Annotated in this window: 18 protein-coding genes; 2 read left to right on the top strand and 16 right to left on the bottom strand. The window is 36.6% G+C overall.

Annotation, left to right across the window (positions count from 1 at the left end):
* Nucleotides 1-12 precede the first annotated feature (12 nt).
* From rfbC to glmU, 14 genes are all read right to left on the bottom strand, one after another.
* Nucleotides 13-546, bottom strand: a complete 534-nt coding sequence (gene rfbC / locus MSP8886_RS03850) for a dTDP-4-dehydrorhamnose 3,5-epimerase (protein ID WP_067012820.1) — start codon at nucleotides 544-546, stop codon at nucleotides 13-15.
* Nucleotides 547-600: 54 nt separating this feature from the next.
* Nucleotides 601-1,482 carry a glucose-1-phosphate thymidylyltransferase RfbA gene (gene rfbA, locus MSP8886_RS03845; RefSeq protein WP_067012818.1) on the bottom strand — a complete coding sequence of 294 codons (882 nt, stop codon included), beginning with the start codon at nucleotides 1,480-1,482 and terminating at the stop codon, nucleotides 601-603.
* A 15-nt stretch (nucleotides 1,483-1,497) separates the two neighbouring features.
* Nucleotides 1,498-2,577, bottom strand: coding sequence for a dTDP-glucose 4,6-dehydratase (gene rfbB, locus MSP8886_RS03840; RefSeq protein WP_067012815.1), 1,080 nt, complete (start codon nucleotides 2,575-2,577; stop codon nucleotides 1,498-1,500).
* Between the two features lie 8 nt (nucleotides 2,578-2,585).
* Nucleotides 2,586-3,665 (bottom strand): glycosyltransferase, encoded by a 1,080-nt coding sequence (locus MSP8886_RS03835; RefSeq protein WP_067012813.1) that lies wholly within the window; start codon nucleotides 3,663-3,665, stop codon nucleotides 2,586-2,588.
* Nucleotides 3,631-4,698, bottom strand: a complete 1,068-nt coding sequence (locus MSP8886_RS03830; RefSeq protein WP_139063079.1) for an EpsG family protein — start codon at nucleotides 4,696-4,698, stop codon at nucleotides 3,631-3,633. The genes MSP8886_RS03835 and MSP8886_RS03830 overlap by 35 nt, the downstream gene beginning before the upstream one ends.
* Before the next feature lie 50 nt (nucleotides 4,699-4,748).
* Complete coding sequence (locus tag MSP8886_RS03825; RefSeq protein WP_067012811.1) at nucleotides 4,749-5,855, bottom strand: glycosyltransferase; 1,107 nt, start codon at nucleotides 5,853-5,855, stop codon at nucleotides 4,749-4,751.
* Nucleotides 5,846-7,738, bottom strand: a complete 1,893-nt coding sequence (gene asnB, locus MSP8886_RS03820; protein WP_067012809.1) for an asparagine synthase (glutamine-hydrolyzing) — start codon at nucleotides 7,736-7,738, stop codon at nucleotides 5,846-5,848. Before asnB ends, MSP8886_RS03825 begins: the two co-directional genes overlap by 10 nt.
* Before the next feature lie 17 nt (nucleotides 7,739-7,755).
* Entirely contained in the window at nucleotides 7,756-8,835 is a 1,080-nt protein-coding gene (locus tag MSP8886_RS03815; protein WP_067012807.1) for a hypothetical protein, read from the bottom strand.
* Nucleotides 8,810-9,670 carry an alpha-1,2-fucosyltransferase gene (locus MSP8886_RS03810; RefSeq protein WP_067012805.1) on the bottom strand — a complete coding sequence of 287 codons (861 nt, stop codon included), beginning with the start codon at nucleotides 9,668-9,670 and terminating at the stop codon, nucleotides 8,810-8,812. Before MSP8886_RS03810 ends, MSP8886_RS03815 begins: the two co-directional genes overlap by 26 nt.
* A gap of 42 nt (nucleotides 9,671-9,712) precedes the next feature.
* A complete protein-coding gene (locus MSP8886_RS03805; protein WP_067012803.1) occupies nucleotides 9,713-10,879 on the bottom strand; it encodes a nucleotide sugar dehydrogenase in 1,167 nt (388 codons plus the stop codon).
* 2 nt (nucleotides 10,880-10,881) lie between these two features.
* Nucleotides 10,882-11,868, bottom strand: coding sequence for an NAD-dependent epimerase (locus MSP8886_RS03800; protein WP_067013043.1), 987 nt, complete (start codon nucleotides 11,866-11,868; stop codon nucleotides 10,882-10,884).
* A 38-nt stretch (nucleotides 11,869-11,906) separates the two neighbouring features.
* On the bottom strand, nucleotides 11,907-12,230 hold the full coding sequence (locus tag MSP8886_RS03795; protein ID WP_067012801.1) for a MarR family EPS-associated transcriptional regulator: 324 nt from the start codon (nucleotides 12,228-12,230) through the stop codon (nucleotides 11,907-11,909).
* A gap of 350 nt (nucleotides 12,231-12,580) precedes the next feature.
* Nucleotides 12,581-14,407, bottom strand: coding sequence for a glutamine--fructose-6-phosphate transaminase (isomerizing) (glmS, locus tag MSP8886_RS03790; RefSeq protein ID WP_067012799.1), 1,827 nt, complete (start codon nucleotides 14,405-14,407; stop codon nucleotides 12,581-12,583).
* Between the two features lie 130 nt (nucleotides 14,408-14,537).
* Nucleotides 14,538-15,902 carry a bifunctional UDP-N-acetylglucosamine diphosphorylase/glucosamine-1-phosphate N-acetyltransferase GlmU gene (gene glmU / locus MSP8886_RS03785; RefSeq protein WP_067012797.1) on the bottom strand — a complete coding sequence of 455 codons (1,365 nt, stop codon included), beginning with the start codon at nucleotides 15,900-15,902 and terminating at the stop codon, nucleotides 14,538-14,540.
* A 225-nt stretch (nucleotides 15,903-16,127) separates the two neighbouring features.
* Between glmU and galE the strand changes: the two genes are divergently transcribed.
* Nucleotides 16,128-17,147, top strand: coding sequence for a UDP-glucose 4-epimerase GalE (gene galE, locus MSP8886_RS03780; RefSeq protein ID WP_067012795.1), 1,020 nt, complete (start codon nucleotides 16,128-16,130; stop codon nucleotides 17,145-17,147).
* A gap of 59 nt (nucleotides 17,148-17,206) precedes the next feature.
* On the opposite strand, the gene MSP8886_RS03775 is transcribed toward galE, so the two are convergent.
* Complete coding sequence (locus tag MSP8886_RS03775; protein ID WP_067012793.1) at nucleotides 17,207-18,109, bottom strand: LysR family transcriptional regulator; 903 nt, start codon at nucleotides 18,107-18,109, stop codon at nucleotides 17,207-17,209.
* 186 nt (nucleotides 18,110-18,295) lie between these two features.
* Here MSP8886_RS03775 and MSP8886_RS03770 point away from each other — a divergent pair, with 186 nt between their 5' ends.
* On the top strand, nucleotides 18,296-18,889 hold the full coding sequence (locus MSP8886_RS03770) for an FMN-dependent NADH-azoreductase (protein ID WP_067012791.1): 594 nt from the start codon (nucleotides 18,296-18,298) through the stop codon (nucleotides 18,887-18,889).
* A 106-nt stretch (nucleotides 18,890-18,995) separates the two neighbouring features.
* Here the strand turns inward: MSP8886_RS03770 and MSP8886_RS03765 are convergent, their stop codons facing one another.
* Nucleotides 18,996-21,170 carry a Tex family protein gene (locus tag MSP8886_RS03765; RefSeq protein ID WP_067012789.1) on the bottom strand — a complete coding sequence of 725 codons (2,175 nt, stop codon included), beginning with the start codon at nucleotides 21,168-21,170 and terminating at the stop codon, nucleotides 18,996-18,998.
* Nucleotides 21,171-21,255: the final 85 nt, after the last annotated feature.

The following is a 21,255-nucleotide window of genomic DNA, read 5'->3' as shown; positions in this document are numbered from 1 at the left end:
TCTATTTCCCTATTAAAGATCATCTATAGTTAAAGCAGTTTTATCTTTAGCAGACAAAATTGGCTCAATACCTTTTGGCCATACTATATTAATACTTGGATCATCCCACATTAAACACCCTTCATCACTTGGATCATAATAATCGGTGCATTTATACTCAAAGTCAGCTAAGTCAGAAAGCACTACAAAGCCATGAGCTAAACCTGGTGGGACCCATAACTGACGTTGATTATCCTCCGACAGAATGACTCCTTCCCATTGCCCATAAGTAGGCGATTCTTTGCGGATATCTACGGCAACATCAAAGACCTGACCACGCACAACACGGACAAGTTTACCTTGAGGACGCCTTTTTTGAAAGTGTAAGCCTCGCAATACATTTTTACTAGAGCGGGAATAATTATCTTGCACAAAACTCAACTCAATACCAGCAAACTCTTTATAGCGTTTTAACTGAAAAGTTTCTAAAAAAAAACCTCGATCATCTTTAAACAATTTCGGCTCGATAATTACAACACCTTCCAGGCTAGTTTTTACTACATTCATACTACATTTTACCTTAAAAACATTAATTCTTTACTCATAAAAATCTGACTTAAACTATTTATAACCGCTAACTAATTTTAACAAATATTGTCCATATCCTGTTTTTTTTAAAATTCTACCACGATCAACAAGATGACCTTGATCTATCCACCCCTGTCGATAAGCAATTTCTTCTAAGCAGGCAATTTTCAAACCTTGTCTATGTTCAACTGTTTGTACAAATTGGCCAGCTTCTAGTAGAGAGTCATGAGTTCCAGTGTCTAACCATGCAAAGCCACGACCTAATACACTAACATTCAAATCTCCTCTTCTAAGATAAGCAAGATTAACATCAGTAATTTCAAGCTCACCGCGAAGAGATGGATTAATTTCTTTTGCAATACTAATAACATCATTATCATAGAAATATAAACCTGTAACTGCATAAGGAGATTTAGGAGTAGATGGTTTTTCCTCAATACTAATCGCTTTACCATTATCATCAAATTCTACAACCCCAAAACGCTCAGGGTCATTAACATGATAACCAAATATAGTTGCACCTGACTCTTTAGCCGTAGCTTCTTGTAATTTTTTGGAGAAGTGCTGGCCAAAAAAAATATTGTCGCCCAATACAAGTGCAACATCATCACTTCCAATAAAATCCTCTCCTATTAAAAATGCTTGAGCTAAACCATCAGGTTTTTTTTGTACTTTATACTCAATATTTATACCAAATAAACTACCATCACCCAATAAACGTTTAAAACTAACTAAATCATCGGGGGTTGTAATAATTAAAATTTCTTTAATGCCTGCTAACATCAAAACAGATAATGGGTAATAGATCATTGGTTTATCATATATCGGCATTAATTGTTTAGAAGTTGCTAAAGTTAAAGGATGTAAACGTGAGCCACTCCCCCCAGCTAAAATAATACCTTTTCGATTTTTCATAATATGCCCTGACCGTTATTGACCTAATCGATCTAACTTATAATCGCCATTTAAAACACGTTCCCACCAGACTCTATTATCTAAGTACCATTGAACAGTTTTTCTCATTCCTGATTCAAAAGTTTCTTTTGGCCTCCAACCTAGCTCACGAGTTATTTTACTTGCATCAATTGCATAACGTACATCATGACCTGGACGATCTTTTACAAAAACAATCAAATCTCGATAAGCTCCAACACCTTCAGGTTTTTCAGGAACCAGTTCTTCAAGCAAGTCACATAAAATATGAACAACTTCAATATTTCTTTTTTCATTATATCCACCAATATTGTAAGTTTCTCCCACTAACCCCTGAGTGGCAACTTTTACTAATGCACGAGCATGATCCTCAACATAAAGCCAATCCCTAATTTGAGAACCATTTCCGTAAACAGGAAGAGCCTTGCCAGATAATGCATTTAATATAATATGCGGAACAAGTTTTTCGGGGAAATGATATGGTCCATAATTGTTGGAGCAATTAGTGATTAATGTTGGCAAACCGTACGTTCGTTGCCATGCCCGCACTAAGTGATCTGACCCAGCTTTGCTAGCAGAGTATGGCGAACTTGGCGCGTAAGGAGTTGTCTCAGTAAATAAAAGCTGTGAACTTGCAGAATTTTCGTCTGGATGAGCTAGATCCCCATAAACCTCATCGGTTGAAATATGATGGAAGCGAAAGGTTGACCTAAAATCGGCATTAAGAGAACTCCAATATGATCTCGAAGCCTCCAATAAATTGTATGTTCCAATAATATTAGTTTGAATAAAATCTCTAGGATCATCAATTGATCTATCAACATGACTTTCTGCTGCAAGATGCATTACTAAGTCAGGCTGATATTTATTAAAAATTCGGTTAACTTCAAAACTGTCACAAATATCTATTTTTTCAAAACTATAGCGATCTGAATGTATCGAATTAGGTATTGACTCAGTATTACCTGCATAGGTAAGTTTATCTATATTTATAACTGTATACTCAGTTTTAGATAACAGATATCGAACTACAGCACTACCAATAAATCCAGCACCACCGGTAACTAAAATTTTCATAAATAGGCCTAATTTTTATTAAGTGATAAGAAAGTATCTATATATCTTTTCCTACCAGTACATGGCAGAAAACAATCAGTTAACTTACTTGGCAAACCGTCATAATTTAAAACTAGGCTAAATCCATCACATAAGCCATCAAAGTCATCGAAGAAAAAGACCCCTTCACCTCTTCCTATATATTCATTACTTGAAATTCTGCTAACCAAACATTTTTTATGAAAATATAATGCTTCCATAAAAGCTCTAGAAATCCCCTCAGAAGATGACGATAAAACAAACACATCTGCAGCTTTAATATAAGGCACGGCATCCTTAACTTGTCCTAAAAATTTTACACTACTTGAAAGATTTTTTTTCGAATCAACTATATTTTTTACTTTTTGAAAATCAGGTCCCTCTCCTAATAAAGCGAGATTGGCTTGCCCGCCAGACTCCAAATATTTAAAAAAGGACTCAACCAATTCAGGAATTCTTTTCCTCGGAGTAAAAGAAGAAACAGAAACAAAAACAGGATTAACATTATCAAAACCAAAATCAACAGTTACATCTTTAATTAAATTCAGTCTATCAATATCTAAATAATTTTCTATTTGGACCAAACAATGCTTTTTGACACCAAATTTTCTCATAGAAGACACAACTTCGGGGGTCATAACAACAACCTTATCCATTTCTTTGAGTGCTTTAAGATGAAAAAAAGAATACATTTTACCTTTTATTAAGCCGTAGTCAGACACATACTCTTCCCAAAAAGAATTCCGCAATGAGCTTACTTTTTTAAAGTGTGTTTTTAATAGAGACAAAACCACATCAGCTCTAAATAAAAAAGAAACAATCACTCCATTATCATATTTTAAAACTTCATTTATTTTATTCAATACACGGAAAATATCTGACCAACCTTGCCAGTGAGCAGAAAAAACATTAATACCTGCTTTATTGATTTTAATATAATTTAAATCATCTATAGAAAAATCATCTAAAACAAAGACCAAAACTTTACTCTCCTTAACATTTAGAGCTAAGTCAATAGCAGCTCTTATTGGACTACTATCTTTTAAAGATGGCACCAAAAAACAAATCATTTACATCTCCCTTTAAATACATAACACCTAAATCCCCAGCCCAGTTATGAGCTAAAAGAAGAATATAGAACTCAACAAAACAATAAATCAAAACCAGAATAAGAGGTATTAGTTTATTTTTAAAAATAGTAAAAAAAATAGGAACTAACAACCATTCAGAAAAATTCAACATAATAGAAGACCTTGCAGCTAAAACAGAAAAATCCCCCAAAATATACCTTAAGACGACACTATAAAAGAAGACATTAAATATTGGTAAAAAATAGATACTTTTAGCTTTCAACCTAGAAAAAAATATTAATGCAAAAATAACAATAAAACTATTCTTTACATTAACAATATCAAAAAAGCTTAGCGCATTATTATATTTAGAAATTTCAAGATAATAAGAAATTTTCTCACCTAAAAAAGGAATGCTTGATGTGGTTATTGACAAAGCATGCCCCAATCCATAAATTGATACTAGATATGCAACAATCAAAATAAAAAAATAAAAATTTCTTCTAAACTCTTTTTGCACAAAAAAGTAACATGGCAAAAAAACCAATGCAGATATGTGAGTTAAAATTGCAAAAAAGGAAAAAAGCAAAGAAAAAATAAATCTATTTTGTATCAAAAATAAAAAAGATAAAAACAAAAAACCAAGAGATAACCCCGCTCTAATTTGATTTAAATCCATTTGAAAATATAAGTTTGAAAAATAAAGCAATAAACTAATAAATGGAAACAAAGAGAGCCTTGAAATGGAATAAAGCTTCAGCCATATAGATAGAAAAGCAACACATAAAAAAAATACACTTGAATCATCGAAAAACAAATGGATTATTTTTGCAAAATATACCAAAAAAGGGGACATATTTACGTGAGAAAAATTATAACCACCTACAAAACTTGGCAAAATATTATCTATATTTAAAAAAAGGTTGGCATAATTTAAATCATCAGCACCAAAGCCAATTGACCTCATTCCTGATAAAAAAATCATACCAAGGCCTATAGTATAAAAAAGAAACATATAGTTATTACGTTTCATATATATACTAAAACATAAAAAAGAAATAGTAGAATAAAATAAAATTAGAATCACGTAGTTGAACTCTTTTCTTTATTTGAAAAAACCGCCAAAAACTCTTCCGCTATAACTTCAATAGTGTATTTTTGAGATGTTGCAATAATACTATCTTTATCAAGCGGATAATTTAGTATCTTTTCAATTTTTTCTGATAACATCAAAGTATTCCCGATATCAACTAAGTACCCATTTACTCCATTGAGAATAATTTCGTTAGGTCCATTAGGACAATCAAAACTTACAACTGGAGTCCCTAAGGATATTGACTCCAACAATACGTTTGGGAATCCTTCATACTGAGATGTCAGAAGTGTTAATAATGCTTTCTCATAAAAAAAATGTATATCTTTCTGGAACCCTAAAAACTTAACTCTTTCTTTTAATCCAAATTTATTAGCAAGTTTTTTCAACTCATTTTCTTCTTTACCTTTACCTATTATTAATAAATCAATATCATTTTTTTTAGATAAAAAACTAAAAGCCTCAATTGCCTTATCAAAACCTTTTTGCTTTTCTAAACGACCAACGCATAATATAAATTTTTTAGGAATATCCCTATTATCATATTCACCTAAAATATCATCTAAAAAAACTGGATTATTTATCACTTTACAACAACAAGCTAAATCTGGAAAATTATTTAACAAATCAATTTGCATACCTTCACATTGATTTATAACAAAATCAACTTTTTTATAAAAAATTTTAATGACTTTTTTTATGACACTACGATAAAAACTATTACTGCTATCAATTTCTTTTGAAAAAGTATTATTATTTCTTGAAACGACATATATTTTTCTAAAAAAAATTTTAAGCAGCACACACAACACAGATAGTTCATATGTAAAGACTAGTATCTGTGCTTGTTTATTTTTAAAAAAATATAAAAAAAGATCAAAAACTGCAGTCTTAGCGCTTTTAGCATTCATTAAAATTATATTTAAGCGTAAATTATTTTCTTTTAAGAAAGTTATGTTCTCATTACTAGAAAAAGTAACTAAGTCAATCTCAATCCCTTTATGAGCTAAAAATTTAGCTAAATTAAGTGCTACTCTTTCAGTTCCCCCTCCAAAAAGATTACCAATTACAATAGTTATCTTTTTTGTCACATCCATTTTTCTCTCCAAAGTTCAAACATTAACAAACACCAAACTTTATTGACATTCGCATCATTTCCTAGTAAATAACTATCACGAATGGATATAACTTTAGAGACATTAAAAATTTTAGACTGTAGAAGTCTACCCTCCTCTAAATAAAACATTAGCAATTCTTTTAACTCATCTTTAAACCAATCACTTATTGGTACACCAAAACCCATCTTTGGTCTATCCATAATTTCTTTGGGAATATACTTATGGACTATAGTTTTTAATAAGTATTTTTTCTCACCAGACTTAATTTTAAGAGAAGGGTCTAATTGTGCAATGAATTCAATCAAACGATAGTCTAAAAGAGGTTCCCTCCCTTCAAGACCAACAGACATTGTAGCTCTATCAACTTTCGTTAAAATATCATCCGATTGATATGTTTTATAATCAATCGCTAACATTTTATCTAAAGAGCCCAAATTGCTATTTAGGTTTTCAATATCGTCAAAACAAGTATTAACAACCCCAAATTCAGTATTTAACAGCTCATTTATTTCCTTTGGTGTAAAATAACAGCTAATTAATTTTAGCTTTTCAGACTCATTAGTCGTAGCAAGCATTAAAGCTGCTTTATTATACCTACGATTAAAATTTTCATTTTTTTTATAAAATTTAGTTATATGAGGATAAGCAAAATCAAGAATATTTGATATTGTTTTTTTGCAAGGAATAGGGGTAAAAATACCTTGTAACTTTAATATTTGTTGATACTTATCATAGCCAGCAAATATTTCATCTCCGCCATCGGCACTAAGACTAACGGTAACATTTTTCCTTGCAAGCTGACTCACCAAAGTTGTTGGAATTGCAGAAACATCACCAAATGGTTCATCCCAAATATTGGGTAAATTAGGGATAATATTCAACGCATCTTTTTGAGTACAATAATATTCAGTATGTTCAGTACCTAAATAATTTGCGACTTTTTTGGCATAATGAGCCTCATTAAAACGCTCTTCATTAAATCCAATGGAAAATGTTTTAAGCTTTTCAGTTCTAGTTGATTGTAATAATGCTGTAACAGCAGAAGAGTCATACCCACCACTTAAGAACACCCCCACAGGAACATCAGAAACCATACGGTATTCACAAGCAGATTTTAAAAGAGTTTCTGTTTCACATAAAGCCTCCTCTTCGCTAATTTTTATCTTTGGTTTATTATAAAAATCAATAACATCCCAATATTTATTAGTTTTACATTTAAAATTACGCAAATCCAATTCTAAAAAATGCCCTGCTTCTAACTTATATGTATTTCTGAAAATTGTATGGGGCTGTGGAATATAGCCATGTTGTAAGTATAAAGATAATGAGTCATTGTTAAGCTCTTTAGAGAATCCAGGATGTTGATGAAAACTTTTAAGCTCACTAGAAAACATAAAAAGATCATCTTTTTTAAACCAGTATAAAGGTTTTACTCCCGATCTATCTCTAAACATAATAATTTTATTTAAAGCTTTATCAAAGATTACAATAGCAAACATACCATTAAATTTATTAACAGCTTCGGCTCCCCAACAATGATACGATTTTAGCAATACTTCAGTATCTGAATTAGAGTCAAAACTGTAGCCCTTACCTTCTAGTTCCAGCCGAATTTCTTTGAAATTATATACCTCTCCATTATAAATCATCACTAAGCTCTCGAAACACATAGGCTGATGACCATTTTTACTCAAGTCCAAAATAGATAAGCGAGCATGAGCAAGACCACCAGAATATTGTTCAGATGAGAAGAAATAACATCCTTGATCATCAGGCCCTCTATGATTTATAGAAGCTATCATATCTGTTAAAATCTCATTCCCTCTTCGTTTAAAATCAACAAAACCTGATATACCACACATTATATTAACCACTTAATTTAAGAAAAAAGACTAAAACACTTTAATCGAGTTGATAGGTAAATAAGTTGAGCTAAAACCATTGCCCCCCAATAAATTTGCAAAGACAAACTCGACTTCAAGAGCAACAATAAAAGCAATACAATAATTGGGATAACACCCATTATTATTCTAGATAAAAAAGTTCCATTTAGAAAGTCCTTTTTATATACATTTTGAAGGCTAATGTTCACCCCTCCCCAGATAAACATTATAAGGCAATAAAAAATCACTCTCATGTTAAACGAAACAGGTGAATACATGTACAAAACAAAAGTAAAAAATAAAAACAAAAGGCAATATAGTATAATTATACTCCAAAAAAAAGCCTTCCCTTTGGAAGTGTTTCTAAACCATAGCGCAGATAGAAACATCAAACCAACAGAAAAAACGGAAATAAAAGAATATAGCTTTATATTTTCATGCTCTACATATTGATAAAGAGACATTTTATCAATTGTATGAGTTAACAGGCCCAAGAAACTCATTACCCCAATATACAACTCATTTTTTTGCAACTTATTTCTAAGGAGCCGGGAATTATCAAAATCAATTTTTATAGGGTAGACTAGTACTAACATACCAATTAAATAAATAATTAAAAAATAAAGTAAATCCCCAAAAAAACCAGCAAAAACAATAGCAAAAGATTTAATCAGTGAAATAATAAAATTTGTCTTTTGATAAAATACATCATTTCCAGAAACAGAAATTAAAGCCATTTCATGTTGCTTATAAACAGTTAAAAAACCAAGAAATGAAGCCAACAAAATATACTTAACATCTATACTTTTATTTAGAAAATAAGCGAATAAAACAAGAGCAAAAAAAGACAAAAAATACCTAAAAAAAGATAGAGTCTTACTTGATGTATTTGACAATATCATTTGAATTCTACCGAAGTCAAATGCATTGGCAATAGTAATAATCGCATTGCACGCTATTATTTTACCCCATAAAAGAGGAGTAGAATAATACCCTCCCAATATCATAGATATAAAATATATTGCTTGAGGTAATCCCTCTAAAAAAACTCTAATAAGAAATAATTTCCCAATCATCAAAATATAGACCCTTGAAATCTTTTTTTATATCTTTACTTATCATCCATTTACTTGGACAATACACTTTACGAGCATCAGATAAATATGCAGCCCACAAAGAGAAAGTGCTGTTTGCAATTGCAATAAACTCAGCACCTGAAATAAAACAAAAAGAATCAATATCATTAAGATTATTTACAACTCTCTCTTCAGGAAACTCTTCTCCAAATATTTTTTTAACTTCTCCAACTGAGCCATTTGTAACAATATATAAATTTTTACTTTTCTCTAAAATTTTTTCATACGCAACTTTAAAATATTTCTCTGGTAAAACCCCTATTTCTTCAATAGCAACCCTACTTGTCAAATAATCCCCTAGTCTAATGTGAATAACGGAATAAGCCTCATCCAAGTTAAACAAACACTCTTTATTTTTTTCTTTACTAAGATATTCTTTTTTTATTATGTTGAGACTTTTAAGAGATGGCTTTTTCTGAAATAAACTCCTCACTCTCACATCAGATTTAAAATTTAAACTTTCAAGACCAAATTCACCTTTGACTTTCCACCAATCATCTTCATAAAGAGCATATTTTTTCAAAATATTTTTTTTATTTAAAAAAAACAAAAAATCTCTAAAAAAACTTTTTTTAACAAAAAAACCAGAACCTAATTCCAATAATTCACTTAGACGACACCTACAACGCGCTTTAAACTCTAGAGATAATTTTTTTTCGACTAAAAAGACTTCAAATTCGTTTTTTGACAAGTTATCTTTCATATCTATAAATTTAGCATATTGAAAAAGCTGATTACCTAACCCACCACTTAACTCAATTTCTATTTTTTTCACAATTTTCTTCCAACAAACACTCTATTTAAAAATATTACTAGATTAATCTTCTTTAAAAATATCTCTTGTATATACCTTACTAACAACATCATCTAACAGAGAGTCTCTTCTATTTGTAATAATCAAGTCTGATTCTTTTTTAAAATCACTTAAACTTAAAAACACTTTTGAGTTAAAGAATTCACTTTTAGTTAATGCAGGCTCATAAATAATCACTTCAATTCCTTTCGCTTTTATCCGTTTCATGACACCTTGAATTGCCGATGCTCTAAAATTATCACTATCTGTTTTCATAACAAGTCTGTATATCCCAACGACTTTAGGATTACGTTTAATAATAGAGTCCGCAATAAAGTCTTTACGTGTTGAATTAGAATCAACAATAGCTCTAATTAAATTATTTGGAACATCCTGATAGTTTGCTAGCAACTGTTTAGTATCTTTTGGCAAACAATACCCCCCATAACCGAAGCTTGGGTTATTATAGTGATTGCCAATACGAGGGTCTAGCGAAACCCCATCAATAATTTGCTTGGTATCTAGTCCGTGAGATTCACAATAAGTATCTAGTTCATTAAAGTAAGCAACGCGAAGTGCTAAATAAGTATTCGAAAAGAGTTTAACCGCTTCAGCCTCTGTACTATCGGTAAAAAGTATTTCTATATTCTTTTTTATAGCCCCCTGTTTAAGCAAACCAGCAAAAACTTCAGCCCTTGAAGAGCGTTCACCTACTATAATACGAGAAGGATATAAATTGTCATAAAGTGCTTTACCTTCACGCAAAAACTCCGGCGAGAAGAAAATATTTTTGATATTAAATTTTTTATTCACACTCTCGGTGTACCCTACTGGCACCGTAGATTTAATAACCATAACAGCATTTGGATTTATAGCTAACACATCTTGAATAACACTTTCAACTGACTTAGTATTGAAGTAATTTGTATTCGGATCATAATCAGTTGGAGTTGCAATTATAACAAAATCTGCATCTTTATAGGCTTCCATCTTATCCATTGTCGCTGCAAAGCTAAGCAATTTGTTTGACAAAAAGTATTCTATCTCGGCATCAACAATAGGAGACTGCTTATTATTTAACATTGCTACTTTTTCAGGAACAATATCGATTGCAACCACATTGTTATTTTGTGCTAACAGCATTGCATTAGATAACCCTACATAACCCGTTCCAGCAATGGCGATTTTCATTTTTATAATCCGTTTAATTCATGTTTAAAGGTTTTATACCAGTCGACAAACTTAATCATGCCTTCTTGTATAGTCGTGGAGGGTTTATATCCTACAGCGATCTCAAGCTGCTCTGTGTCAGCGTAAGTTTGTTGCACATCACCTGGCTGCATATCCATATAAACTTTCTCGGCTTGTTTTCCACATGCAGTCTCAATAGCTTCGATAAACTCGGACAGCTGGATCGGTTGGTTATTACCAATATTGTAAATAGCGTAAGGGGCTGAGGTGTTCTTACCTTTCGGAATGACATTTTGAATGCGAATGACACCTTCGACAATATCATCGATGTACGTGAAATCTCGCATCATCTCACCGTGATTAAAGACTTTAATCGGCTGATCTTTCAGTATTGCTTCAGTAAATAACCATGGAGCCATATCAGGGCGACCACCGGGCCCATAGACTGTAAAAAAGCGCAACCCTGTCGTTGGAATATTATAAAGGTGTGAATAAGAGTGGGCCATCAACTCATTAGCTTTTTTCGTCGCAGCATAAAGTGATACAGGATGATCAACTGCATCTAACTCATTAAAAGGAACCTTAGTGCTCATACCGTAAACAGAACTGGATGATGCATAAACAAGGTGCTCAATATTATTATGACGACATCCCTCTAAAATAGTCATCATACCAACCAAATTGCTATCTACATAATCAAACGGAGCTTCTAAAGAATAACGTACACCAGCCTGAGCTGCTAAATGAACCACACGTTGGAAATGCTCATCTGCAAACAACCGAGATATAGCCTCTCGATCAGAAAGATCCATTCTGATAAATCGAAAGTTAGAATAAGATAATATCTTCTCTAAACGATGTTGTTTTAACTTAGGAGTATAGTAAGCATTTAAACTATCCAACCCAACTACATCATGTCCTGCTTCCAAAAGGCGTTTACACGTATACATTCCAATAAAGCCTGCGGCTCCCGTCACCAGAAATTTCATAGTTTTATTGTTTCCATTTTTAATAATATAAACCAACACTAATTCTTTTTAACATCCAAACGAAGCCGTTCTATTTCTTTTTCCAGAGCATCGTACTCTTCAATTTTTCGTTTCAAAAATTTTTGAGTCAATGATACTTTTACTTCTATCCCCTTAGGGGTAAGAAAGTAAAGGTAACCTACTTTTTTTGTATTACTCCTAAAGTTCTCTACTTTTATTAAACCTTTTTCAATTAAGGCCTTTAAACAAAAATTCACTTTACCTAAGCTAATACCCAAGCGCTTCGCCAGTTCTCGCTGACTCACATTCGGATCTAACTGTAGTTCTTTTAAAATTTTGTAGCGGTATTCATCTGTTAGCATGTAAAAAACTACCCTTTACTCAACATTAAGACATTAGCCTATACGTATTATAGTTTGACTTGAGGCAGCGTTCATCAGCTGAACGATGTTAGTGGAAAACATTAAAATATGCAAACAGTGTGATAGAAAAGAGATTGAAAATTTTAAATTATTGTGCAGTGATAGTAAGCAGTTTCAGTGACTGCAGCTGGATTAAGCCTGACAAATACCCACTGTGCCAAGCTTAATCATCCTCGGGATGAATCCCTACCGTGCAATGGTTATAGGCCAGACGCTAGTCTAACCATTTCTATCAGATAAATTGTCGGGATCACTTCCAACAATGTATGTCGACCTACAACAAGCGATAATTATTCAACAGTTACGGATTTTGCCAAATTTCTTGGTTGATCTACATCGGTACCTTTTACAACCGCCACATGGTAAGACAATAGCTGCAGAGGAATGGTATGGACTATCGGCTCTAGGATACGTTCTACCTTAGGCACTTCCGTAAAGGTAATATTTTTTTCATTATTAAGCTCTGTATCTTTGTCCGCAAAGACGTAAAGCTCGCCACCTCGGGCAGCCACTTCTTGCAGGTTAGATTTTAGCTTATCCAACATATCGTTATGGGGCACCATGGTTATGATGGGCATATTCTCATCAACCAGCGCCAATGGACCGTGCTTCAACTCCCCAGCAGGGTAGGCTTCCGCATGAATATAAGAGATTTCTTTTAGCTTTAAGGATCCCTCAAGAGCTATAGGAAACATAGCACCACGCCCAAGAAATAAAGCATGATGTTTATTAGCAAAACGATCGGCTATCTTTTTGATATGGGCATCTTCTTGTAACGCCGCATTCACATAGCTAGGCAACGAGCGCATAGCTTGCACTAAAGCTTTTTCTTTTTCTGCAGACAAACCATTTTCCACAGCTATTGCCACACTAGTAATCAACAGTGCTGTTAATTGTGTGGTGAAGGCCTTGGTTGATGCCACCCCAATTTCAGCGCCAGCATTGGTTAGCAATGTGAGGGCCGATTCACGCACCAGCGTACTAGAAGGCACATTACAAATTGCTAGAGTCGTTAAATAAGCAAGTGTTTTTGCCATGCGTAATGCCGCCAACGTATCGGCCGTTTCACCGGATTGAGACAAGGTTAAAAACAGCGTATTTTTAGGCACCGCCACTTTGCGATAGCGATATTCGCTAGCAACCTCCACACTGCAAGGCACACCCGCTAAGTCCTCAAGCCAATATTTGGCAACTAATCCGGCATGGTAGCTAGTGCCACAAGCGACTATATGAACATTTTCTACCTCTTTCAAAAAGCCAGAGTCGGCACCAAAGCAACTGGTGAGGACCTTTGACTCACTAATTCGACCTTCTAAGCAAGCCGCAATCACTTTGGGCTGTTCATAGATCTCTTTCATCATATAATGACGAAATTCCCCTTTATCGGTGGCATCAACATTATGATTAAAGACACTGATAGGGCGATCTTGCACTGCACCACTTTGATCATAAATGGTCACCGCATCACGTGCTACCTCAACCACATCCCCTTCTTCTAGAAAAATAAACTGGTCGGTCACATGCAATAAAGCTAACTGATCAGATGCCACAAAATTTTCTTCGATTCCCACGCCAACAACCAGTGGACTACCTTTGCGAGCAGCAATAAAACGCTCTTCGTCGCTGCTGCTTACCACTGCAATAGCAAACGCACCTTCCAGCTTCGCAAGAGTCTTTTGCACAGCTCTAAGCAAGTCAGGTTCTGTTTTTAAAGCGTCATCAATAAGATGTACAATGACTTCTGTATCCGTTTCAGATTTAAACTGATAGCCTTTGGCCTTGAGGTCACGGCGCAGTGGCTCGTGGTTTTCAATAATACCGTTGTGTACTAAAGCTAGATGATCTCCCGAGAAATGTGGATGAGCATTCGCTTCTGTGGGTTTACCGTGGGTTGCCCAACGTGTATGAGCAATGCCCAATTTACCATCCAGAGGCTCGATAGAAAATTTATCCTTGAGGGCTTGCACCTTGCCTACTGCTCGGTGTGCAAATACACCATTACCATTGTTAATAGCGATACCTGAGGAGTCATAGCCACGGTATTCTAGTCGGCTTAACCCTTCGATTAAAATTTTTGATACATTACGGCGAGCAATCGCGCCAACAATTCCACACATGGATAAATCCTTTCAACGACTTATCAAGCTACTTTTAAAGAAGAGCTTGATATTATTCAATAGAGATTAACAGTCAAGCTTACAGACTTGGCTGTTACAGTTAAAATACTTTAGACAAGATCCACTTTTGTTAAGACTTTTTAGCAGCGCGAACCCAGTTGTCTTTTTGTGTTTGTCGGCTTCTGGCTAGCACTAGCTGATTCGCTTCAACATCCCGTGTGACCGTTGAGCCTGCCGCCACGGTGGCTCCTTCACCTATCCTTACGGGCGCCACTAACGACGAATTGGAACCAATAAAGACATTATCAGCTACTTGGGTCAAATGTTTATGCATGCCATCATAATTACATGTGATGGTTCCTGCTCCCACATTTACCCCAGCCCCCATGCGCGTATCACCAATATAACTTAAATGGTTAACCTTGCTTCCTTCACCAATGATGGCTTTTTTGGTTTCGACAAAGTTACCGATTTTAGCTTTGTCGGCAAGCTGAGTACCGGGGCGCAGTCGAGCAAAAGGACCAATATCGCAGTGTTTGCCAATAACGCTGTCTTCAATTAACGTATGACTTTTTAGAATCGTGCCATCACCAATTTGACAATCTTTTAGATGGCAGTTAGCACCGATCTCTACATTGTCACCCAAGACGACTTTGCCTTCGAAAATACAGTTGATGTCGATAACCACATCCTGCCCCGTGCTGAGTTCGCCACGAATATCAATTCGCGTTGGATCTAACAAGCTGGCACCATTTTCCATCAACACTCTTGCTTGCTGCTGTTGCCATTCTCGCTCAAGGGCTGCTAGCTGAATTCTATCATTGACACCAGAAACCTCTGCTTCGTTTTCGGGATGAACAGTAACAATCTCTACGCCATCTTGCGCTGCCATGGCAATAATATCAGTTAGATAATACTCTCCTTGGGCATTATTGTTGCTCAACGCTGCTAGCCATTTTTGTAGATGTTTATTAGGCGCCAATAAGATCCCTGTATTCACTTCATTAATTAGCAACTCTTTAGCAGAAGCGTCTTTTTGCTCAGTAATGGCAATTACCTGCCCTTGATCGTTGCGAACAATTCGACCATAGCCCATTGGGTTTTCAAGTTTTATCGTGAGTAAAACTAATGAATTAGGAGAAGACAACGCCGTCATGGCGTTTAGTGTGCTTGCCTGTATTAAGGGTACATCACCGTATAGGGTCAAAGTCGATCCGTGGACTTGCAAATGAGGAGCTACTCGACGCAATGCATCCCCCGTGCCTTGCGGATTATCTTGCCAAACAATATTGGCCGAAAAATTTTGACATTCAGCAGAAACTTTTTCTCCTTCATGCCCAACAATAAGATGCAATTTGGCCCCTGGTAGCTCTTTGGCTGTATTCAAAACATGCTGAACCATAGGAGTGCCCGCTATTTTATGCAGTACTTTTGGTAGGTTAGACTTCATTCGGCTGCCTTTACCGGCAGCTAAAATAGCAACATCAAGCGTCATCAAGCGTCCTTATTTATTGGCGTTTTTTAGTAAAAAGTATGAGTAGATGAAAGAATTGTGACCATTAGACCGCGACTCTCTTTTTTGCTCAAGCTAAATTGTCATTTTTTTTATGACAATCATTAAAAACAACACATTATTAACAAAGCTATTACAACTTAGATCAATAGCATTACTATACCAATCTATGTACCCCCCTTTCATGGAAGAAGACAAGGATTTAATGTGAAAACAATCTTAGTGACTGGTGGCACAGGATTTATTGGAAGCCATACCTGTATTGAGTTATTAAAGCAAGATTACGATGTCGTAGTCGTCGACAACCTTTGCAACTCTAGTCCACTCGTTTTGGAACGGATCGCTCAAATCACTAGCAAGAAAGCCACTTTTTATAAACTGGACTTGCTAGATAAGCCAAACCTAGAAAACGTTTTTCAAAAACATCCTATCGACGCGGTTATCCATTTTGCAGGATTAAAGGCCGTTGGTGAGTCAACAAAAACCCCCCTGAGCTACTATCATAACAACCTCACTGGAACGCTAGTTCTTCTCGACATAATGCAAAAGCATCATGTCTTTAATTTGGTATTTAGTTCATCAGCAACTGTTTATGGGGAAAACAACCCAATTCCCTATATCGAACATTTTCCTTTAAGCTCAACCAGCCCATATGGCCGGACAAAAGTAATGATAGAGCAGTTCCTTCAAGATGCCTTTAAAGCGGATTCTAGATGGAATATTTCATTGTTACGTTATTTCAATCCTGTTGGTGCTCATCCTAGCGGGTTAATGGGTGAAGATCCTAACGGCATCCCAAACAATCTAATGCCGTTTATCACTCAAGTTGCGATAGGCAAACGCGACAAATTAAATATATTTGGGGGCGATTACCCGACCCATGACGGTACAGGGGTACGTGATTATATTCATGTAGTTGATTTAGCATTAGGCCACATTAAAGCCCTCAAAAAGCTAGCACTCAACAAAACACCAAGCGTTGAAGCCTATAATCTTGGTGCAGGAAAGGGTTATAGTGTTTTAGATGTCGTAAAAGCGTTTGAAAAGGCCGCAGCTAAAAAGATATGCTACCAGATTGCTCCAAGACGCGAGGGCGATATTGCTGAATTTTATGCCGATTCAACAAAAGCCAAAAACGAATTAAATTGGCAGGTAGAATTGTCTTTAGAACAAATGTGCCATGACGCATGGAATTGGCAAAGCAAAAATCCAAACGGTTATCAATAAGAAGCCTTCAAAGTAAATGTTCCAAGCACACCTAGATGCCACCTAAAAGAGGTGGCATGTTATTTTACACTTGGACAACGATTACATTCCTTCTGAAGAAGCTCAACGAACAATCTTGCTGCGGGGCCAGTGCGCTCTCCTTTACCAAAAATAGCATACACATAAAAAGTACGTTCACTCCCAGAAACAAGGTTTAGCCGTTTTAATTTGCCACTTTGCAACGCATCGCTAATATCTGCTTTTGGCAACCAAGCAAAGCCGACGCCACTAGACACAATTTCCAATGCTGACTGCACACTGGAAACCGTCCAACGACGATCGGTTCCCAGCCAGCCCACATCCACAGAACTTTCCACGGCAGAATCACGAATAACCAACTGCAACTCTTGACTGAGCCGTTCATTATTAATAGGGAGCGTTTCTTGACCTAAAGGGTGATCCGACGCCACAACCGCCATCAACTCCACTTCTACAATTGGGTCAGCAAGGTAGCCTTTGGGTACAATACTACTTAGCACCAAGTCAGGATGCCCCAGCTTAAGTGCCTCTATACCACCACTTAACACCACTTCTTTCAATTGCACTAGAGTCCCTTGACTTTGTGGCTCGAACGCTCGCAATGCTCTTAATAATGCGGGGGTCGGAAAGACTTGATCGACAACCACCTCTAATTCTGGTTCCCAACCTTGTCCTAAGGTTTTCGCTAGCTCCTCCAAGTCCACCGCTTCTTGAATTAAGTGTCGCGATCGTCGTAATAAGACCTCACCCCGCTCGGTTAATTTTGCTTTACGGCCTTCGATAATCAGTAAAGGGTAACCAAGCTGCTCCTGAAGACGAGCCACCGTATAACTCACTGATGATTGGCTTTTGTGCAAAGCTTCAGCCGCTTGCGCAAAGCCGCCTTTATCGACAACCGCTTGCAAAACACGCCATTGCTCTAATGTCACTCTTGGGGCTTTCAATATTGCTCTCTCTTTATGACTTACCAGAAGCATTATTAGACAAATAAGCTTATTAACTTATCGTATTTTTCGATCACTATCCGCTAAATAGTGCGCTTTATTATCGAATAAACTGTCTTTATTATAACCCTATTAAGAAACTCACGGGACAAAATAATCCCATTAATGATAATTGGAGAGTAAATAATGCCGACTTTATTACGTATTGACTCTAGCGCTTCTGGTGACAACTCAAAATCTCGCCAACTGGCCAACGAATTCGTTGAAAAGTGGTTAGCAAAAAAACCTGAAGGAAAAGTTGTATCTCGCGATGTAACTGCCAACCCTTTGCCACACTTTACGGGTGAAACACTTGGCGCTCTTTTCACGCCAGAAGCAGATCGCAGCCCAGAGCAAAAAGCCATTGCTGCTATTGGTGACGAGTTAATTGAAGAACTAGAAGCCGCCGATATCGTGATCGTTTCTGCACCAATGTACAACTTCGGCATTCCATCTACTTTGAAAGCTTATTTTGACTACATTGCACGCGCTGGTCGCACTTTTGAATACACAGAAACTGGCCCTGTTGGACTTGTTAACAAAGACGCTTATGTTTTTGCTGCAAGTGGTAGCTTTTTAGCAGACACACCTGCCGACCACCAAGTTCCTCATATCCAAACTTTCTTAGGTTTTATCGGCTTGAATGTGAAAAACACCTTTGTTGCTGGCGGCCAAGCACTTGGCGAGCCAGGTGAAGAAGCCTTTAATAAAGCAAAAGCTAATATTGCTGAAGCGGTATAATTGTCACTCTGTATATAACACTCCTTTATTAAACAAAGCCCATAATGACAATACTGTTATTATGGGCTTTTTCATTTTCCTTGAGGGACTCAGGAAAGTGGGGGTCTCATATTCCTTGCGCTTTCAGACTGATGCGTTTTCTCGGCACATCCACCCCTAAAACCACCACTTTTATCACATCTCCCACGCGAACCACCTCCCTTGGGTCTTTGACAAAACGATTCGCCAGTTGAGATATATGCACTAGGCCATCTTGATGCACTCCAATATCTACAAACGCACCAAATGCCGCCACGTTGGTCACAACCCCCTCAAGCGTCATCCCCTCATGTAAGTCATTCATGCTCTGAACACTATGATCAAAGGCCGCATAGCGAAACTCAGGCCGAGGATCTCGCCCAGGCTTTGACAGTTCATCCAGAATATCTGTAAAGGTATAACTTCCCACTTGAGTCGCAAAGTCTGGTTCGCTTTTCAGCTGATTTAGCAATGCGCTATTTCTCATTAGCTCGCAGGCTTTCACTCCAAGCCGAGTAGCCATTTGCCTCACCACACAATACGACTCTGGATGCACCGCGGATGCATCCAATGGCTCTTTGCCATTCAACACTCTGATAAATCCTGCGCACTGCTCAAAACATTTCTCACCAATTCCTTTGATGCTTAATAACTCATGACGGGATTCAATACGACCCTTTTGGGCACGATAGTCAACGATATTTTGCGCCAATCGAGCGCTTAAACCAGAGACATAAGACAGCAAGGAGGCTGAAGCCAGATTCACGTCGACCCCCACTTTATTAACACAATCCTCTACCACTGCGCTCAGCGACTTCACTAGCTGGCTGGGCTTTACATCATGTTGATACTGACCCACTCCTATCGCCTGAGGCTCAATCTTAACCAATTCTGCCAAAGGGTCTTGAAAACGCCTGGCTATGGAGATAGCTCCTCGGATCGTCACATCTAAATCCGGGAACTCGGCTATTGCCACTTCAGACGCCGAGTAAACCGACGCCCCCGCTTCACTCACAACCACTGTTTTACAGTCTAGTTTTTTTGATCTAATTAAATCAGTACAAAAAGCCTCCGTTTCTCTAGATGCGGTTCCATTACCGATCGCCAACCAATTTATCTGATGTGTTTTCAGTAACGACCGTAAAGTGTTTCTGGCTGCCTGCGCTTGTTTATCTGGTGAAAAAGGGTAAATCACAGTCGATGCTTTTACCTGAGCCAACTCATCAATGACCGCCAGCTTCACACCATTACGAAAACCTGGATCTACCCCTAATACACGGCACCCCCCCGCCGGCGCTGACATTAATAAATCCTTGAGGTTATCGGAAAATACCTTTATTGCACCCTCTTCAGCGCGCTCCTTTAATTCAGACAAGACATCCGATTCTAGCTTTAAGAATAACCTGCTTTGCCAAACAAGCGATAAATAGTCATACTGACGCTTTGTTAAAGGAGAAGAAGAGAGCACGGTTGCAGAAAAGAGATTATTTAATGTAGGAATGTTCAGCCATGAAGGAGCCTCTTTTTCTAACCCTACTTCTGAATATCGAACCCCCAATTTTAACATCGACTCCTTTTTACCACGAAAAAGTGCTAATAAACGATGGGGCGGCACTTTTTTAATCGGCTCCTGATAATCAAAATAATCTTTATATTTATCTCCTATTTCTTGCTTCCCCCGAATAACCTTACTGACTAGCTCCCCTTTCTCCAATAGTACAGCCCGGCCTTTTTTTAACAGATCACTATTCATAGACAGCGCTTCCATGATGATCTCTTGGGCGCCTTTTAGCGCATCCTCAAGAGGCATAGATACATCATGGTTAGACTTAAGCCATATTGCCACGAGTGCCCGCTCATCGTCTCCAGACTGAGCCCACAAACGCTCTGCTAAAGATCCTAAGCCCAGCCCTCTCGCCAAGTCTGCATTTGTTTTACGCGTTTTTTTAAACGGTGCATAGAGATCTTCTAACTCTGTTTTCGTTTCAGCCCGTTTTATTTTATCCGCCACTTCTAGTGGATAAGGCGTAATAGATTTCAAACTTTCCAGAATACTATGCTGGCGCTTATATAGCTCAACAAGATATAACCAGCGATCATGAAAGCGTCGTAGATTCACATCGCTCATTCCTCCCGTCATATCCTTACGATAGCGAGCAATAAAAGGAACACTGACGCCTTCTTCGAATAAACAAATAATACTTTCACTCATTTTATTTGTTAAAGAAAACTCATTACTCAAGGTATTTGCTATCTGCCTCATTTTTTACCCCGTTTTTTACACTTTTCAATCATTAGACTGTTTTATTTGTGTCGCATCTTTGGATTTTTTTTATTAGAATCGGCAA

Source organism: Marinomonas spartinae, assembly GCF_900089775.1.
Classification (GTDB): domain Bacteria; phylum Pseudomonadota; class Gammaproteobacteria; order Pseudomonadales; family Marinomonadaceae; genus Marinomonas; species Marinomonas spartinae.
This window is presented reverse-complemented; position numbering and strand designations above follow the sequence as displayed.

Bases quoted from the DNA above. Each gene is read 5' to 3' on its own strand.
- rfbC (WP_067012820.1), bottom strand. From the start codon at position 546: ATGAATGTAGTAAAAACTAGCCTGGAAGGTGTTGTAATTATCGAGCCG.
- rfbA (WP_067012818.1), bottom strand. From the start codon at position 1,482: ATGAAAAATCGAAAAGGTATTATTTTAGCTGGGGGGAGTGGCTCACGT.
- rfbB (WP_067012815.1), bottom strand. From the start codon at position 2,577: ATGAAAATTTTAGTTACCGGTGGTGCTGGATTTATTGGTAGTGCTGTA.
- MSP8886_RS03835 (WP_067012813.1), bottom strand. From the start codon at position 3,665: ATGATTTGTTTTTTGGTGCCATCTTTAAAAGATAGTAGTCCAATAAGA.
- MSP8886_RS03830 (WP_139063079.1), bottom strand. From the start codon at position 4,698: ATGAAACGTAATAACTATATGTTTCTTTTTTATACTATAGGCCTTGGT.
- MSP8886_RS03825 (WP_067012811.1), bottom strand. From the start codon at position 5,855: ATGGATGTGACAAAAAAGATAACTATTGTAATTGGTAATCTTTTTGGA.
- asnB (WP_067012809.1), bottom strand. From the start codon at position 7,738: ATGTGTGGTATATCAGGTTTTGTTGATTTTAAACGAAGAGGGAATGAG.
- MSP8886_RS03815 (WP_067012807.1), bottom strand. From the start codon at position 8,835: ATGATTGGGAAATTATTTCTTATTAGAGTTTTTTTAGAGGGATTACCT.
- MSP8886_RS03805 (WP_067012803.1), bottom strand. From the start codon at position 10,879: ATGAAAATCGCCATTGCTGGAACGGGTTATGTAGGGTTATCTAATGCA.
- MSP8886_RS03800 (WP_067013043.1), bottom strand. From the start codon at position 11,868: ATGAAATTTCTGGTGACGGGAGCCGCAGGCTTTATTGGAATGTATACG.
- MSP8886_RS03795 (WP_067012801.1), bottom strand. From the start codon at position 12,230: ATGCTAACAGATGAATACCGCTACAAAATTTTAAAAGAACTACAGTTA.
- glmS (WP_067012799.1), bottom strand. From the start codon at position 14,407: ATGTGTGGAATTGTTGGCGCGATTGCTCGCCGTAATGTATCAAAAATT.
- glmU (WP_067012797.1), bottom strand. From the start codon at position 15,902: ATGACGCTTGATGTTGCTATTTTAGCTGCCGGTAAAGGCAGCCGAATG.
- MSP8886_RS03770 (WP_067012791.1), top strand. From the start codon at position 18,296: ATGCCGACTTTATTACGTATTGACTCTAGCGCTTCTGGTGACAACTCA.
- MSP8886_RS03765 (WP_067012789.1), bottom strand. From the start codon at position 21,170: ATGAGGCAGATAGCAAATACCTTGAGTAATGAGTTTTCTTTAACAAAT.